We start from the raw sequence: 16,292 nt of genomic DNA, 5'->3' as shown, positions 1-16,292 counted from the left end.
TTATGCCGAACCCTTTGTCACACACACCAACCACCGCGGCGAGAGATCAGGACAAGCCTGACGCCGTAAATTTCAGTATCACGCCGGGCCAGAAGAGATGCATTGTTGTCCTGCTTGGCGTGATGCTGGCTCTTCGAATCTGGATCGCCATCGCGGTGCCATTCACCGATACCACCGAGTCCCGCTACGCGGAGATCGCACGGAAGATGGTCGAGACGGGCGATTGGATTACGCCCCAGTTTGACTACGGCGTGCCCTTCTGGGGTAAACCGCCACTGCACACCTGGATCTCCGCGGCAGGCATCAAGCTTTTTGGTGCCAATCAGTTTGGAGCGCGAGCCTTCATCCTGCTAGCAGCCATCACGCTCAGCCTCAGCCTCTATCGCTGGCTAAAGCGGGAAAAAGGCCAGGCCTACGCGCTAACAGGCACCCTGATCATGGTATCCAGTGGTCTCTATTTCCTCGCTGCCGCTACTGTGATGACCGATTTCATCATGCTCTCCGGAACAAGCCTCTGCATGATCGCGTTCTGGGATAGCGTGCATCATCCGGCGAACAAACACCGCAGCGGCTACCTGTTTTTTATCGGCTTAGCCATCGGTCTGTTAGCCAAGGGGCCGGCGGCCTTTGTACTCGCTGCCATCCCAATCGGTGGCTGGGTGCTATGGAAAAACAAGTGGCTGGAGACGTGGAAAAATCTGCCATGGATTTCCGGCACACTGCTAATGCTGGCCCTCACCCTCCCTTGGTATGTGTTCGCCGAGCGAAAAACTCCCGGATTTCTGGAATACTTCATCCTGGGCGAACACTGGCACCGCTTCCTCGACAGCGGCTGGAAGGGCGATCTCTATGGCAACGGCCATGCTCACCCCCGTGGCACGATCTGGATCTACGCCTTGGTGACCTTTCTCCCTTGGACTCCGTTCCTGCTGGTGCCCTTGCTTCGCTTCAAAAAAATCATCGCAGCTTTTCGAAACGACGACCGCGAGTGGTCGAGCTATCTTCTCTGCTGGGCCGCCTCCCCCATGGTCTTCTTCACGATGGCCAGCAACATCCTGCCGACCTATGTCATCACCGGCATCCCCGCCATGGCATTCCTAAGCGTCGAATTATGGTGCATGACGGATACAGCTCATGCTCGACCATCAGCCTATTCCAAACGCTTCTTCGCGACCAGCACCGTGGCCTTTTTTGCCATCTGCGCCACCGCCTTTGCCATCTTCACGGTGAATCCGGATTTGATCGCCAAACGGTCGCAGGTCTCGCTGGTGGCCAAAACCCAACAGCTCAGGGAGCAATCGACCGAACCTCCAGGCAACCTCTACTACTGGAGGAAACGTTTCTATTCGGCTGAGTTTTACACCCAAGGCCGGGCGAAGAAGTTAGAAACCGATGCCGAACTACACGCCATCCTGAACAACGGCGAACAGGACTTCCTCGCGGTGCGAAGCTCATCGCTCGAGAGTTTACCTGCCGACTGCCTAGGTCGGTTCAAGAATCGTGGAACCATTGGAAAAATGACTCTTCTGCAAGAACGCCCGATCCTCAAATCCATCACCCAGCAACCATGATCTTACAACCTATATACTCCACGCTTATGAAGGAGTCCAAGCCGATCAGTGTCCATGATCCAGATGTCCCAGCTTGTTCTAACACCCCCGAGGTGTCACTCGTGGTGCCTGCCTATAACGAGGGCGAGAACATCGGAGTAGCCATCAAGACCATTAGCAAAGAGATGCGCTCGCTAGGACGCAGCTTCGAACTGATCGTAGTGGACGATGGCAGCTCAGACAACACGGTGGAAGTAGCCAAGGCCTATGCCCTGCAACACCCGGTTAGAGTCCTTTGCCTCTCGCGTAACTTCGGCAAAGAAAGCGCCATCACCGCTGGTCTGGCCAAAGCGCTCGGTGATGCCGTGATCGTCATTGATGCCGACATGCAAGAACCTATTTCCTACCTGAAAATATTCCTCGAACACTGGGACCAAGGTTTCCAGATGGTCTATGCCGTTAGAGCGCACCGTGATGATGAATCGTGGCTTAAGACATGGGGTTCCAATGCGTTCTACTGGCTGCTCAATCAAATGACCACTGTGCCGATCCCTCCGCACGCACGTGATTTCCGCCTGATGGACCGCAAGGTGGTGGATGCCCTGCGTGCTCTGCCGGAGCGCAATCGATTCATGAAGGGCTTGTTCAGCTGGGTCGGGTTCAAGACCAAGGAAGTCTCGGTGGTGATCGAAAAACGCCACGGCGGCGCATCCAAGTTCAACTACCGACGTTTGCTCGCGCTGGCATTCACCGGCTTGACTTCGTTCTCGGACTTTCCTCTGCGGGTGTGGGTAGGCATCGGCTGCTGTATTTCCTTCGCTTCCATTCTGTATGCTAGCTGGATCACTGCACGCACCATGATCTGGGGGTCGGATGTGCCCGGCTGGACCACCATCACGGTGGCTGTCTTTTTCCTCGGAGGTGTCCAGATCCTGTCGATCGGTGTGTTAGGCGAATACCTTGCGCGTATTTTTTCCGAAGTAAAATCCAGGCCCAGCCATATTGTCGCCGAGGAATTTAGCTACCTCGACTCACCTCACACAACGCAGCCATGATTTTGTTACTGCGACATGCCTCCAGGTTTCTCGTGGTGGGTCTTTGCGCCATGGCGGTGCATTTCCTGCTTGTGATCGTATTTGTCAATCTTGAGGTGCAGCCGTTGGTGGCTAATGTGTTTGCCTTTCTTGCGGCTTTTCAGGTGAGTTTCTGGGGGCACTCCAGCTGGAGTTTTGCGGACATCTGCGGTTCACGCGGAAAATCGATGCTGCGTTTTTTTGCGGTCGCTGTCGGTAGCTTCCTACTCAACGAGCTGCTCTTCGCCGGCCTGCTGCAGTGGACCACCCTGCCCTATCAGCTGGCACTGGTTTTAGTCCTCGGTTTTGTCGCTGGCATCACCTTTTTACTGAGTAAATTCTGGGCCTTCCAGGTGTAGCACACGCTTCCAAGCTTGTGATTGTGTCGGCTAGCTTCTAGCTTGCCGCAGTGCAAGCCAGAGGCGTGCACGACTATTACAAGCTGGAAGCTTATACTACTATGAAACTGACTGCAATCGTAGCCATGACATCCGAACGGATCATTGGCAAAGACGGGGGGCTTCCCTGGCACCTACCGGAGGATCTCAAGGTCTTTAAGAAATACACCACCGGCCACCCGATTGTGATGGGGCGCAAAACTTGGGACTCGATTGGCTTCCCGCTGCCGAAGCGTCAAAGCATCGTGCTCACGCGCGACAGCGAGTGGTCGGCCGAAGGCGCCGAAGTCATTCACACCCCCGCCGACCTAGCGAATCTCGAGCTCATGGACCCCGAGGTTTACATCATTGGTGGAGCTCAGGTCTATGAACTCTTCATGGACCAGTTAGATGAGATCCTCCTTTCTTACGTCTATGAGAAACACCCGGGCGACACCAAACTGCCCGAATTCGAGCCGTATTTCCCCGTGGTCACCGTCGAGGAAAAATACGATACCTTCGAACTCCGTCGCTATTCCAAATAAGCGACACGAGTCGGTCGCGCGCAAGGCTCCTTAAGCGATTAGCTGGGCCCGCCAACTGTCCTCCAGTGGCACCGGTTTACCTTCGGCATTCACCCTAACAGTTTTCATGCTACCCCTGGCGCAGAGAGTCTCACCGCAGTGGACTTCAAATTTCCAGACAATCGAACTGCCTCCAATTTTCAGTGGAGAAATGACAATGTCTGCAGTGTCTTCCGGACGCAGCGGTGCGGTGTAGTTGCAGTCAAGCTGCACCCGAGGCCAGCCACCGTCGCCTAACAAAGGAATACCCAGCTCAGCCAGACAGGCGTGTTCCGCCTCTTCGACATAGCAGAGAATTCGGGAAAAATGCACCACGCCGGCTGCATCCGTATCGGCGAATGCAACGCGGCGTTGGTGATGAAATTCCATGCTAAAGTATTGCCGGACTAGTCGATCTCGCGAACCAGCACCGAGGCGTTGTGACCGCCGAAGCCGAAGGAGTTGCTCAAGGCACTCTTCACTTCCACCTCGCGGGCGACGTTGGGGGTGTAGTCCAGATCACACTCGGGGTCTTGGTCTTCAAGGTTGATGGTCGGCGCAATGATGTTGTCTTTGATCGACATCAAACAGGCGGCCAGTTCCACGCCACCCGCGGCACCCAGCAGGTGACCGGTCATGGACTTGGTGGAACTCACGATGAGATTATCCTTGGCGTGGTTGCCGAAGGTTTTCTTGATCGCCTTGGTTTCGCAAATATCACCGAGCGGAGTGGACGTGCCGTGAGCATTCACGTAGGTCACCTCCTCCGGGTTCATTTTGGCGTGCTTCAGGGCCATGTCCATGCAGCGGGCGGCACCGTGACCTTCCGGATGCGGCGAAGTCATGTGGTAGGCATCACCGCTGACACCGTAGCCAACGAGTTCTGCGTAGATTTGAGCACCACGCTTTTTGGCGTGCTCATATTCCTCGATCACCACCACGCCTGCACCTTCACCCATGACAAAGCCGTCACGGCCGGTGTCGAAGGGACGCGAGGCACGCTCAGGTTCATCGTTGCGGGTGCTGAGGGCCTTCATGTTGGAGAAACCGGAAAGCCCCATCGGCAAGATCGTGGCTTCGGCACCACCGCAGACAAAGGCATCGGCATCGCCAAACTTGATCATGCGCCAGGCTTCACCAATGTTGTGGTTCGATGTGGCACAGGCGGTGACGATGACCATGTTGGGTCCGCCAAAGCCGTATTCCATGGAAAGGATGCCGCTACCGATGTTGGAAATCATCATCGGGATCACGAAGGGAGAAACCCGTGAGGCGCCGCGCTTGAGCAGCTTTTCGTGCTCATTTTCCAGCGTGCCGAGACCACCGATTCCAGAGCCCACCATGACACCCACGCGTTCGCGGTTGATGCCCTCAGAGTCGAGGTTGGCGTCATTGATCGCCATCTTCGAGGCAGCCACAGCGAACTGGGCGTAGCGATCGCAGCGGCGGGCGTCTTTGGGGTTGTTGAACCAAGGGGCGGCATCAAAGCCTTTCACCTCACCGGCAATTTTGCACGGATAAGGATCCGGATCAGTCAGGGTCACCGGACCAATGCCGCTTTTACCTGCTTTGAGCCCGTCCCAGGTGCTCTGTAAATCGTTTCCAAGAGGGCTGATGGCCCCAATACCAGTAATGACAACTCTGCGATCGTTCATAAATTAAGAAATGTATCCGCCGTTCGGCTCTCGGCATTATTCACCTGAACCCAGCAAGTGCAAGCACCAACCAAGGTGCATTCTCGACACCCGTTTGCCCCGCCAAACACAGGCTGCCACACCTGCCAAATCAATCCGTTTTTAACCCAGCCGACGCGAGCGGCCACGGTCGTTGGCCCGCCCACACTGAGGACAAGGAGGCGATTTTTCCCGACTCCGATCTTGATAAATGTGTCCACAGACACGGCACGTGATCACTTGATTCTTAGCTGCGCGGATATGCGATCTCCGACTGAGACCAACAAACACCGTGTAGACGGCAATCCCCACCAATGGGACGCCAATCGCCCAGAGGATGAAATCTTCCAGTGTCAGCTCGATCATTCTTGCAGGGCTTCTATTTCAAGTTCCAGAACTCCGATTGTGGCCGGGGATTTCGAGTCGTCTGGCAGAAATCGTTGCACACGAAGCCAGGCGGCGAGTAGTTTTTGCTTATCTGAGGGCTTCACAGCTTCCAACGTCTCCGCCGAAAGCGCGACACATCCGCGAACTACTCCATCGGCATCGATGCCCATTAAAAAGCGGAACGACTGGCCAAACCACTCCTCAGCCACCAGCTCTTGGGGCAGCGCCGGACTGGTGGTCGGCAGACGTTTTTGGATCGATGCATCCGCCGTGATCTTGGCACGCACAAAGAGTTCCCCTTGTTCAGCATGAGCGCCCTCACGCGGTGCGACTTCCCAGCTCTGGACAAGATTGCCCAGCAAGCTGGCATTGGGTTCGACAATGGAAGGTAAACGATCGTCACTCTCTATCGTGGGCAAGGGTGCAAGCTCTGGCTCATAGCTCCAGGCACGGCCAGCCAGCTGCTGCGTCCCCTGCTGAATACGCGACATCGTTTCCTCATCAAATGCCGGATCCCAGCGTCGGGGAAATGGAGACCGCTCCTCCACTTGGGCCAAAAGATTGAGGCAATTGGGGTCGTCCTCATTGATCATGAAGACACTTGCTGTGCGCTTGGAGGCCAGCGGTGCTTCGACGCCACTCACTCGGATGGCATACATCGAGAAGGCAAAAAAACCGACCGTGATCATCAGAGCGACCAGTTTTCCTGCGTGATGTTTTTTAGCACCTCGCCAGCGGAAGATCAGACCAGCTTCCCGGTCGCGCCGCTGCCTTCTTTTGCTCAGGAAAAACATGACGTGTGAATGTTAGTCGCGCCCGATCGGCCTCCCGACCAACCCACAGTTGAGCCCCTCCTTCAGCACTCGGTTGATGATTTCCTTCTCCTTGCCGCTGGAAACATCCACATCAGAGCGGATCACCGCAGAGGTTATGGACTCCCCTCCCTCCTCGTTGCGCAGACGGCGAATTTCTTCCTCCAGCTGCTCGATAGGGATAAGCTTTTTATTCACCCACACCGGTGTCTTCCGTCCGGCACCTAGGGTGATCACGATCGGGTTATCCATCTGAGCAAGCCGCCAAGGCGACTCATGCACGGTGACCTCGATCCCGGTTTGCTGGACAAAAGAGGGCCCGAGCAAAGGAAATACAAGGATCAGCGCGATGATATCCAGCCCCGCGAGGGTATGGAGAAAACCCGGCTTGGAGGGCAATGTCAGCTGCAGCTTCATTTTTTACTCTTCTGCGCCTTCGGAGAGACAGCAAGATCGCTTTTGTGGCCGGCTCTTTCATCGATCTCATCCCGGAGGGAGACGATATCGGCCTGATCGCGGGCATCGCAAACGATGTTCACCATCTCGATGCCGGTGCGCTCGATGCGATGCACCATGCGTTTCACCCGACCATAAAAGAACAGGTAGAAAAGATACACCGGAATGGCGACGGCAAGTCCCAAACCTGTGGTGATTAAACTTTCATAGACACCGCCGGACATCGCCGCTGGGGAGGAAAAGGCACGATCTTGACTCATCGCCATGAAGGTGGCCACCAGACCATTCACTGTCCCCAACATGCCCACCAGAGGAGCAATCAGAGCAATGCCGTAAAGCGCGCGCAGGTTGCGCTCCATGCGAGGCACCTCGAGCTGACCGGCCTCCTGAGCCACATCACGAAGATCGCGGCGTGGCAAATTCTTCCGCATCAGCACTGCGTGAGCCACGCGTGCGGTAGGTCCCGGCGCCCGGGCCGCCTCATGCATCGCTTCGGCAAATGCCCCTTTGCGCACATGATTGGCCAGACCTAAAAGCAGGTCCCCAACGTTGATTCTGACTTTTTGGAAAAAGAAAATCCGCTCCAAGATGAGCAGCATGCTGACAAAGGCCAGTGCTCCCAGCACCCAGACAAACGGCCCTCCTTGTTCTACCAATTGTAACATCTCGCCGAAAACTACACGAAAGCCGAATAAATTCCAATTTCCAAATGATCAAAAACACCCGCCCTATCAGTGACGGCACCGATTAGTCGATGTAATTGCAAACATACTGGCAGATGCCCTCGGCCACCTCGATGGTGAATCCGGAATTGGCCGCAATATTGAAGTGCTCGCCGGCACGATACGATGCTTTTTCATCGCTGCCGTCAAGGACCACAGTGCAGCTGCCATCGATCACATCCATGCGCTCGGCGGCCTCGGTTCCAAAGTGGTAAGAACCGGGAAAAATCACTCCGAAGCTCTTCTTCTCGCCATCCTCCATGGTGATTCCGTGGGAGACCACTTTCCCATCAAAATAGACGTTGGCTTTGGCGTGTGCGGTAACGTTTTTATAATCCATGCCGCAGCCTTTCACGCATCCGACTAGGCAGCAACCGACAATAGTGACTTTCTGAACCGCACCGGATCAGGCGACGGATTCAGCAATCTTCGCAGGCGGCGTGGTCTCACGCCGGGCGATCCCCAGGAGCAATCGACCAAAGATATCAGCCCCCGTGATGATGCGCTTGCGGGCGTCGGTCCAGTAGAGCACCACATCGCGATCGACCACGTGGTCATCGACGCCATCCGCTTCCACGACGAACTCGCCCAAGACGTCATCAAGGGTGCTCTGGGCATCATCGACAACGATCGGTCGGTGGCAGTAATCGTAAACACTCGCCGCCGCCCCTTTGGCATACAACGCACTGAGGAACTCGGTGGTTTTCAACACCAGCTGGGGCACGCCGTGCTCACCAACGATCACCGCCCACTTGCGTGGATGCTTTTTCAACGACTGAATCCACTGCTTCCCCTCCTCGGTATCCATCGCTGGAATGGTAGGAAGGTCGAGATTTACCGGGAACGTGTAAATCGTCTCGGGTGCCAGAGCACTACCCTCCTGGGCGATATGCCTATCGTCCAAGGCGAGGAAGTTCAGGGCTCCCCGCCCCTCATTGGCGCTGATCTCGGAATCGATCTCGCGGATGTGCTTTTCCAGAATGATCTCAATATCGCGCTCGCGGTAGAACGTGGGACCCTCCGGGCCAATCCAGCCGTCAAGAATGATGGCGCAGGGTTTGGCTACGATGTAGAGGAGGATCTGATAAAAGCGGATCACCGGCGAAAGCAAGGCGCCAATTTTCATGGCATTCCGCGAAAAATAAGCCTGCGGCAGAATCTCACCGAAGAAGGTGATACCTACGGTAGAGAAAATAAAGGCGCCGAATCCGAGGAACACCGAGTCACTGAGCAAGGCCAGTAATACGTTCACACTGACATTTCCCCACAAGATAGTGCAGAGAAGCAGGTTCGAGTCTTTCCTCAGCGCCAAGATTTTGCCGGCTGGCTTGTTGCCTTTCTCAACCTCGGCCTCGAGCCTCATACGGCCCAGCGAGAAATACGCCAAATTGGCGCCAGAGAACATCGCCGACTGACTAAGGCAGAGGACGATGGCTATCCATATGTACGTATCCATTTAATTATGTGCGCAAAGGCATCTCCAAATCCGGAGTTCACTCAGATACGGCGAGCATGTAGCATGCCTATCGCAGCATGTCTGCTTAATAGTTGAAAATATCCCAATTATTAAGAATCCGACGAAAAATTATCCAATGTGATCGGATCTTTGAGACTACTGAGATGGCCTGTGTTCAAGCGGTAGATCCAGCTATGCACATCCACCTTCTGTCCACGGTCCCAGGCATCTTGCAGGATGGTGGTGTGGCTGATGTTCTTGGCTTGGGCTTCCACGTTGAGTTCGCAGAGGCGATCGATCTGCGCCGGCTGCTCTAGGGAGCGCAGCTCATCCGTGTGCTCGCGAGCCACCGTTTGGATATGCCGCAGCCAGTTGTCGATCAGCCCGTTGCGCTGTTTCCCGAGAGCGGCAGCGACACCGCCACAGCTGTAGTGGCCGCAGACGATGACATGTTCCACTTTCAGAACCTCCACCGCATATTGCACCACTGAGAGCATGTTGAAATCAGTCTGCACCACCACATTGGCAACATTCCGGTGCACAAATACCTCTCCTGGATCCAGGCCGGTGATTTGGTTGGCGGGCACACGACTATCGGCGCAGCCAATCCAAAGATACTTCGGCGACTGCTGGTTCGCCAGCCGCTCGAAAAACTCAGGATCTCGCGCTACTTTGCCGGCAGCCCAGCGGCGATTGTTGTCAAACAGGTCAGATAGACTCTTCATTTCCGGGGTAGTTTAACCAGCATATCGTACAATGTGCAAGTGCAGCTCGAAGAATCGTTCACTTTTCCATCGCGAATTCCCTTTGACAAATGCCTCTACAAACTAGACCACTGCGGCAGTGAGTTTTTCAGAACAATTTCAATCCCTCATCGATCATCCGTCCCCCCAGCTTCGGAAGTTCACCTCCCTGATTGAACCTGCCGATGCTGCGACGTTGGAATCGATGGCCCTCAAGAGCCAGCAGCTCACACGACATCACTTCGGAAAAACGATGCGTCTGTTCGCGCCCTTGTATGTTTCCAATGAATGCGTCAATAACTGCTCTTACTGCGGCTTCTCGCGTGATAATGCCATCCTGCGCACCACGCTGACCATCCCTCAAGTGGTCGCCGAAGCCCAACACCTGCACAGCCTGGGGTTCCGGAACATCCTGCTGGTCGCCGGCGAGCACCCTAAATTTGTCTCCGAGGGCTATTTGCAAGAATGCATCGATGCCATCAAGGGCTTCATCCCGACCATTGCCATCGAAGTCGGCCCGATGAAAGACCACCAGTATGGCGAGCTGGTCAGCCACGGTGCGGAAGGTTTGATCGTCTATCAGGAAAGCTATCAGCGTGAGACCTACGAAAAACTCCACACAGCAGGGCCGAAAAAGAATTTTGACTGGCGGCTCGACTGCCCGGAGCGTGCCTACGCCGGAGGCTTTCGCCGGATCGGCATCGGTGCCCTCTTTGGCCTGGCCGACTGGCGCAAGGAAGCCATCGCCCTGGCCGCGCACTTGGAATACCTTTACAAACATTGTTGGAAAGCCAGCTTCAACATCGCCTTCCCCAGAATGCGCCCCTACGCTGGGAATTATCAATACACGCCCGACCCGAACCTCTTCCTCAACGACCGTCAGTTCGTCCAACTCGCCTGCGCGTTCCGCATCTGTTTCCCACAGGTCGGCATCGTGCTCAGCACGCGCGAACCAGCCAAGCTGCGTGACTCCTTGGTGCCACTGGGCATCACCCACATGTCTGCCGGCTCGCAGACCGACCCCGGTGGCTACACTGGCGCCGGCACCGACGACCTCCACCTCACGGTCAAAGGAAAGCGCGTGGAACTGGGCGAGGACCAACCGCAAAATTCCTGCAGCCGCGCCACCGAGCAATTCACCATCGATGACAAACGCTCCCCGGCAGAGATCGCGGATCTACTTCGCAGCCAGGGTTACGATCCTGTCTGGAAAGACTGGGACGCCGCCATCCTCGACCACTCGGGCAGCCCTTGCTAATTTCCACCCCAGCATCAACCTATGACGATTCAACTCAACGGCACGGAGCATTCTCTGGAGGAAAACACCAGTGTCACTGGACTGTTAGACGCTATCGGACTTGGTGATAAACCCGTGGTGGTGGAGCGGAACAGAGAAGCACTTTTCCCCCGCGAATTCGCAACCACGATCTTAGAAAACGGCGATCAGTTAGAGGTCATCACCATCGCTGCTGGAGGCTAGTTTAAACGGGCTGCCAGAACTTGACCTGACTTCGTTATTCCGGCACTGGTTCCGGGTCGCCGAGATGGCGTGGCTGCTCATCGGTGATATTGACATCGAGCCACATCTTCACCCTGGCGAGCACTTCACGGTCTTCCGTTTTTCGCGCAGCGTAGCCTTCCACGTCCTGAGCATTGTAGCCTAACACATCCATCCCATTGGCCTTGGCGATGTAGGCCGCCCGCTCATTCTGAAATTTCTGACTGACAAAGATCACCTCGTTCAGCCCGAAAACTTTCTTCGCCCGCACCACGGAATCGAGGGTCCGCAATCCGGCGTAGTCGCAAACGATCTTTTTGAATGGCACACCGGCCTCGACCAAGGCTTTGCGCATGGCCACCGGTTCGTTGTAGTATTTCTCACGGTTGTCACCGGAGACGATCAGGAAGTCCACCTTTCCTGCGTGCCAGAGCTCGGCAGCGGCTTCGATGCGGTATTTGAAATATAAGTTATCGCGACTGCCCAATTTCTCGGAACAGCCAAACACCAAGCCTGCCTGGCGATGTGGCACATCCGCCACGTCGTCGTAGAGAATCCCCTTTCCTGCGCGGGTAGCAGCGTGGTTGGCATACCAGATGAAAAAGAAAAACCCGGCAAAGAGCAAAAACAGAGCCACCAGACTACGCTTGAACCAACGCACCAACCAGTGCGCCTTCACCTGCTTCGTCGCGGACCTCTTCAGCTCCACACTGTTGGTATTCGCAGCCATCGCCCGTGCCCCCATATCTGGTGCTATTTACGAGGTAAATTGATCAAAGTTTGCAACACCGAAGCAAAGATTCCCTCCTTCGGATTTTCCGGGGCAATCACTCTCAACTTGCGTTCTGCCGGGTCAATTCTGACCTCAGAAACCCTGCCGAGAAACTCACCATCCACCTCCATCGGCACGGAGCTTTCACATTCGATTTTAAAACTGCGTGCCTGCAGGTAGTTGACCGAGGAATTGCCGGCATCAATGGCGCCGGTGGCCAGGCCACGGACTGAGTCCAACACCAGCTTGTAACCCGCTTCGGTAAACACCAGAGCATCCAGCATCTCGTCCATGTTATCGGCCTTGCGGAAAAGTTTCAGCTGACCGCCATAAAGCGAGCCATTACCGGCCAAGACACAGACCCCTTCCTCCACCCGACCATCATCGCAGATCACGCGCATTTTGGGAGGACGTTCCCCCAGCACCCGCACCGCGGCGGTGAGGTAGGCCATGGGACCAAACATTTTTTTTGCCTCCGAGTCAGTCTCCTCGATCACTTGAGCATCCAGCCCGACCCCAGCCATCTGGACAAAGGCGTGGCCATTGGCTTCGTAAAGGTCGACCTCTTTGACATATCCGGCGTCCAGCACATCCAGCGAGCGACGCAAGCTAGCGTGTGGCAGCCCTAGCTCACGGGCAAAAACATTCATCGTGCCAGCGGGCAATACCCCCAAGGCCGTGGAACTTCCGGCCAATCCTTGCACCACCGCATTGAGCGTGCCATCGCCTCCAGCAGCCACCACAATGGGTTCCCCACGCTCCGCAAACGAACGGGCCAAATCTACCGCATCCTCGGCGCTCTGACTGGCGTAGAGAGCAAAGCGCTGGGCGTGCGTCATCAAGAATCGCAAGGTTCTTCGCCCGCGCTGACTGCGTGCACTTGGATTAAAAATGAGAGGGTATCGGTTTGCCATCTGATGGTATCTTGTACTGTCTGCCACCAATTTCAAACTACGAAACGCAATATCAGTGTAATTTTTCACCCTCAAGATTTGAGGCTTGCGCCGTCGGAAACTCGTCGCCAGAACAACTGCATGACCAAGCAGCTAGAAGATCTTTTTGCCTTCCTCCGTTTTCCCAGCATCTCCACCGACTCCAACCACGCCGGCGACGTCCGCGCCTGCGCCAACTGGTTGATTGAAAAACTCAACAGCATGGGGCTGAACACCGAGCTCCACGAGACGCCGAAACACCCGATCGTTATCGCCCGGAACGAACACCACGCAGGCAAGAAAACCTGCCTGATCTACGGGCACTACGATGTGCAACCGGTCGATCCCGTCGAGCTCTGGGACTCCCCACCGTTCGAACCTGAAATCCGCGACGGTCGGATCTGGGGTCGTGGCTCCACCGATAACAAAGGGCAAATGATGGCTCACGTGTTAGGCGTGGAAGAAATGCTCAAGGAAGAGGGCGAGCTCCCTGTGAATTTGATCTTCCTGTTCGAAGGCGAGGAGGAAATCGGCAGCCCGAACCTGGTGCCATTTTTGGAAAAACATAAGGAAGCGCTGAAATGCGATGTCATTGCTGTGTCCGACACCGGTATGGTGGCGGAGGGTGTGCCCACCATGGGCTACGGCCTGCGCGGCATCACCTGCTGCGAGATCACGGTGAAAGGCCCCAAGGGCGATCTGCACTCGGGAGTTTACGGTGGTTGCGTCGCCAACCCCGCTACTGCGGTGGCGAAGCTGGTGGCCTCGCTGCACGATGACAATGGTAAAATCGCCATCGAAGGATTCTATGATGACGTCCGTCCGCTCGAAGTTTGGGAGCGCGAAATGTGGGCGAAGGTTCCCGGCATGACAGAAGCGGACATTTTGAACATCACCGGATCCCCCGCCATCTTCGGCGAGCCGGATTACAGTTCCGCCGAGCGCCTCTGGGCACGCCCTACCGCCGAGGTCAATGGCATCGGCGGCGGCTATCAGGGAGAAGGGTCCAAGACCGTGCTCCCGGCCGAGGCCATGGCCAAGTTCTCCTTCCGCTTGGTGCCTGATCAAGACCCGCAAGACATCGCCGCCAAGGTGAAAACCCACCTTGAAAAGCACGCCCCCGCCGGAGTCACCGTGGAAGTGCACGCCGGCCACGATGGCAAACCCTACATCTGCGATCCACACTCAGAAAATGGCAAAGCCGGCCAGGTAGCACTCGAGCAAGCCTTCGGCAAAGCCCCTGTGCTCATCCGCGAAGGCGGCTCAATTCCCATCATTCAGGACATGAAGGAAATCCTCGGCGTCGAGAGCCTGATGCTCGGACTGGCACTGCCTAACTGCCAAATCCACGCCCCGAACGAAAACTTCTACGTGGAAAACTTCGAAGGCGGAATCCGCCTGAACAAGGCCCTGCTGAAAGAGCTGGCGAAGTAAGCGCCCCTCCTCATGACGCCCACCGTGCATGCCCTCATTTTGCGAGGGCCGATGCATGGTGGTCGGGGGCCTCATCGTGCAGGTCGACATCATAGTTCTGCCCTTTTTTCCGCAGTCTTCACGGCACGAAGCGAACTGAAAAGGATCGCCTCATTCCGCGATCCTCTGGAAAATGGCACCGTCATCGGCCAGCCAACCAAGGCGCGAAGACGACTCATCATTTCGATGAATCATACCACGACATAAAACTCGGTATTGAGCTCGACACTGCATGGCCGCATCGACATCTTCCCGCGCGCCAGCGGGGAGGAACCTATTTTGCTCCCCAACTTACTGGCTGATCCTCTTAACCAGAGAACCAAATGAACACTATGATACCACACATTATCAAATCGACCGCCCTCCTCAGCCTCGTCGCCATGGCTTCTTCTGCAGAAGCTGTCACCATAGCGAACTCGTTTGAGCGTGAACTTTTCTCGACCGGTAATAACACCGGCGTGGGAGCTCGAGCCGGCATCGGCAGCATGAGAATCGGCGACGAAGACGGAGACGGCGCCACCGATCAACGTGGTGTGACTGAATTCATCATCACCGGTCAACCCACGACTACTTCAGCATCCTTGGAATTTGACCAAACTGGCATTTTGCTTGGTGGATCGTTCGATATCATTATCGAGGCCTACCAAGCCAACGGAGCCATTGATGTGATTGCAGACTACTCGAGCCCATCCACCGGAACGGTCGCCACTTTTTCCTCAACGGATTACGAACGCGGAGACACAGGAATCAGCTTTGACGTCACCGACATTTACAATGCCGCCATCGCTAACGGAGACACCGCCATCGGGTTCAGATTCAAACTGGTGGATGAAAGCCCGGCGATTCAGCAAGTTGTCACTTACGGCAATTCCGTGCTCAACATCACCACCGTGCCAGAGCCATCATCCACGCTCTGCATCACCTTGGGCGCTGGCCTGTTGCTGCTTCGCAGAAACAGAAAGTAGTCCGCTTGATGACGGTTCAGGTTCGCCTTTGATTGACCGAAGGCGAACGTGCACCTGACCGCAAGCCTCAAGCTTCTTTTCGGGTAAACACCCAATTTGAATCATCGCTCAGCGATGGATCGTAAGCATACCCGCTGCCCTTGAACTTCTTCAAGGCGGCGGGTTTTTCGATTTCATTTCTCACCGCCCAGGCTGCCATCTCGCCGCGTGCCTTTTTCGCGTAGAAGGAAATCACCTTGTACTTGTCGTTTTTCCAATCCTTGAAAACGGGAGTGATCACCGGAGCCTTGAGCTCTTTCGGTTTGATCGCTGAAAAATATTCGTTGGAGGCGAGATTGATCACCGCGTCCTGATCGCCCTTGAGCTCCTTGTTGAGACTCTCGGTGAGCTGACTACCCCAGAAGTGATAGAGATTGGTGCCACGATCGGTGGTGACTTTTTTCCCCATCTCCAAACGATACGGCAGCATCAGATCGAGCGGCCGCAGGATACCATAAAGACCGGAGAGAATACGGATGGACTTCTGCGCCCGGGCAAAGTCCTCCTTGCCCCAGTCCTCCACCGCAAGGCCTTGGTAGACGTCACCTTTGAAGGCCAAAATCGCCTCGCGAGCCTCAGGTTTACTGAAGTCCGTGCGCCAGTCGTCAAAACGCTGCGCAGTCAAATCCGCCAGCTTGCTGGAAATGCCCATGAGCTTTTCCAGATCCGCTGGCTTCATTTTTTTCATGATCGCTGCCAGCTCTGCCGAGTCGTCTAAAAAGCGAGGTTTCGTGGCGCGCAGTGATGGCACCTCGGACTCATAATCGAGAGTTTTCGCAGGAGAGAGCAGGTAAATCATGA

Annotated in this window: 19 protein-coding genes; 8 read left to right on the top strand and 11 right to left on the bottom strand. The window is 55.6% G+C overall.

What is annotated here, in order from left to right; all coding sequences use genetic code 11:
* Nucleotides 1-14: 14 nt before the first annotated feature.
* The 4 genes from JO972_RS05635 to JO972_RS05620 all read left to right on the top strand — a co-directional run bounded on the left by JO972_RS05635 (nucleotide 15) and on the right by JO972_RS05620 (nucleotide 3,545).
* Nucleotides 15-1,571 (top strand): ArnT family glycosyltransferase, encoded by a 1,557-nt coding sequence (locus JO972_RS05635; protein WP_309489034.1) that lies wholly within the window; start codon nucleotides 15-17, stop codon nucleotides 1,569-1,571.
* Nucleotides 1,568-2,605 (top strand): glycosyltransferase family 2 protein, encoded by a 1,038-nt coding sequence (locus JO972_RS05630; RefSeq protein WP_309489033.1) that lies wholly within the window; start codon nucleotides 1,568-1,570, stop codon nucleotides 2,603-2,605. Before JO972_RS05635 ends, JO972_RS05630 begins: the two co-directional genes overlap by 4 nt.
* A complete protein-coding gene (locus JO972_RS05625; protein WP_309489032.1) occupies nucleotides 2,602-2,982 on the top strand; it encodes a GtrA family protein in 381 nt (126 codons plus the stop codon). The genes JO972_RS05630 and JO972_RS05625 overlap by 4 nt, the downstream gene beginning before the upstream one ends.
* Nucleotides 2,983-3,083: 101 nt before the next feature.
* The gene (locus tag JO972_RS05620; protein WP_309489031.1) at nucleotides 3,084-3,545 is read left to right on the top strand and encodes a dihydrofolate reductase; all 462 of its coding nucleotides are present in this window, start codon (nucleotides 3,084-3,086) and stop codon (nucleotides 3,543-3,545) included.
* Nucleotides 3,546-3,575: 30 nt separating this feature from the next.
* On the opposite strand, the gene JO972_RS05615 is transcribed toward JO972_RS05620, so the two are convergent.
* The 8 genes from JO972_RS05615 to can form a co-directional block, all read right to left on the bottom strand.
* Nucleotides 3,576-3,953, bottom strand: coding sequence for an acyl-CoA thioesterase (locus JO972_RS05615; RefSeq protein ID WP_309489030.1), 378 nt, complete (start codon nucleotides 3,951-3,953; stop codon nucleotides 3,576-3,578).
* A 17-nt stretch (nucleotides 3,954-3,970) separates the two neighbouring features.
* A complete protein-coding gene (gene fabF, locus JO972_RS05610; RefSeq protein ID WP_309489029.1) occupies nucleotides 3,971-5,218 on the bottom strand; it encodes a beta-ketoacyl-ACP synthase II in 1,248 nt (415 codons plus the stop codon).
* 380 nt (nucleotides 5,219-5,598) lie between these two features.
* A complete protein-coding gene (locus tag JO972_RS05605; RefSeq protein ID WP_309489028.1) occupies nucleotides 5,599-6,417 on the bottom strand; it encodes a hypothetical protein in 819 nt (272 codons plus the stop codon).
* A gap of 12 nt (nucleotides 6,418-6,429) precedes the next feature.
* On the bottom strand, nucleotides 6,430-6,852 hold the full coding sequence (locus JO972_RS05600; protein ID WP_309489027.1) for a biopolymer transporter ExbD: 423 nt from the start codon (nucleotides 6,850-6,852) through the stop codon (nucleotides 6,430-6,432).
* The gene (locus JO972_RS05595) at nucleotides 6,849-7,556 is read right to left on the bottom strand and encodes a MotA/TolQ/ExbB proton channel family protein (protein ID WP_309489026.1); all 708 of its coding nucleotides are present in this window, start codon (nucleotides 7,554-7,556) and stop codon (nucleotides 6,849-6,851) included. The genes JO972_RS05600 and JO972_RS05595 overlap by 4 nt, the downstream gene beginning before the upstream one ends.
* Before the next feature lie 82 nt (nucleotides 7,557-7,638).
* Nucleotides 7,639-7,953: a pyrimidine/purine nucleoside phosphorylase gene (gene ppnP / locus JO972_RS05590; RefSeq protein ID WP_309489025.1), complete on the bottom strand. Its 315-nt coding sequence runs from the start codon at nucleotides 7,951-7,953 to the stop codon at nucleotides 7,639-7,641.
* A gap of 66 nt (nucleotides 7,954-8,019) precedes the next feature.
* Nucleotides 8,020-9,069, bottom strand: coding sequence for a DUF21 domain-containing protein (locus JO972_RS05585; protein ID WP_309489024.1), 1,050 nt, complete (start codon nucleotides 9,067-9,069; stop codon nucleotides 8,020-8,022).
* A gap of 110 nt (nucleotides 9,070-9,179) precedes the next feature.
* Complete coding sequence (gene can, locus JO972_RS05580; protein ID WP_309489023.1) at nucleotides 9,180-9,794, bottom strand: carbonate dehydratase; 615 nt, start codon at nucleotides 9,792-9,794, stop codon at nucleotides 9,180-9,182.
* Between the two features lie 118 nt (nucleotides 9,795-9,912).
* Here can and thiH point away from each other — a divergent pair, with 118 nt between their 5' ends.
* Together thiH and thiS are read left to right on the top strand one after the other, a co-directional pair.
* Nucleotides 9,913-11,070, top strand: coding sequence for a 2-iminoacetate synthase ThiH (gene thiH, locus JO972_RS05575; protein ID WP_309489022.1), 1,158 nt, complete (start codon nucleotides 9,913-9,915; stop codon nucleotides 11,068-11,070).
* Between the two features lie 21 nt (nucleotides 11,071-11,091).
* Complete coding sequence (gene thiS / locus JO972_RS05570; protein ID WP_309489021.1) at nucleotides 11,092-11,292, top strand: sulfur carrier protein ThiS; 201 nt, start codon at nucleotides 11,092-11,094, stop codon at nucleotides 11,290-11,292.
* Nucleotides 11,293-11,326: 34 nt separating this feature from the next.
* Here the strand turns inward: thiS and JO972_RS05565 are convergent, their stop codons facing one another.
* Both JO972_RS05565 and JO972_RS05560 read right to left on the bottom strand, forming a co-directional pair.
* Nucleotides 11,327-12,040, bottom strand: coding sequence for a SanA/YdcF family protein (locus JO972_RS05565; RefSeq protein WP_309489020.1), 714 nt, complete (start codon nucleotides 12,038-12,040; stop codon nucleotides 11,327-11,329).
* Nucleotides 12,041-12,063: 23 nt separating this feature from the next.
* Nucleotides 12,064-12,996 carry a diacylglycerol/lipid kinase family protein gene (locus tag JO972_RS05560; protein WP_309489019.1) on the bottom strand — a complete coding sequence of 311 codons (933 nt, stop codon included), beginning with the start codon at nucleotides 12,994-12,996 and terminating at the stop codon, nucleotides 12,064-12,066.
* A gap of 120 nt (nucleotides 12,997-13,116) precedes the next feature.
* Between JO972_RS05560 and JO972_RS05555 the strand changes: the two genes are divergently transcribed.
* Both JO972_RS05555 and JO972_RS05550 read left to right on the top strand, forming a co-directional pair.
* A complete protein-coding gene (locus tag JO972_RS05555) occupies nucleotides 13,117-14,448 on the top strand; it encodes a dipeptidase (RefSeq protein ID WP_309489018.1) in 1,332 nt (443 codons plus the stop codon).
* A gap of 371 nt (nucleotides 14,449-14,819) precedes the next feature.
* Complete coding sequence (locus tag JO972_RS05550; protein WP_309489017.1) at nucleotides 14,820-15,452, top strand: PEP-CTERM sorting domain-containing protein; 633 nt, start codon at nucleotides 14,820-14,822, stop codon at nucleotides 15,450-15,452.
* Between the two features lie 67 nt (nucleotides 15,453-15,519).
* Here JO972_RS05550 and yaaA read toward each other — a convergent pair whose 3' ends face one another.
* Complete coding sequence (gene yaaA, locus JO972_RS05545) at nucleotides 15,520-16,290, bottom strand: peroxide stress protein YaaA (RefSeq protein ID WP_309489016.1); 771 nt, start codon at nucleotides 16,288-16,290, stop codon at nucleotides 15,520-15,522.
* Between the last annotated feature and the right edge of the window lie 2 nt (nucleotides 16,291-16,292).

Source organism: Oceaniferula flava (genome assembly GCF_016811075.1).
Lineage (GTDB): Bacteria > Verrucomicrobiota > Verrucomicrobiia > Verrucomicrobiales > Akkermansiaceae > Oceaniferula > Oceaniferula flava.
Note: the sequence above shows the minus strand (reverse complement) of the source record. Positions and strands in the feature narration are given on the sequence as shown.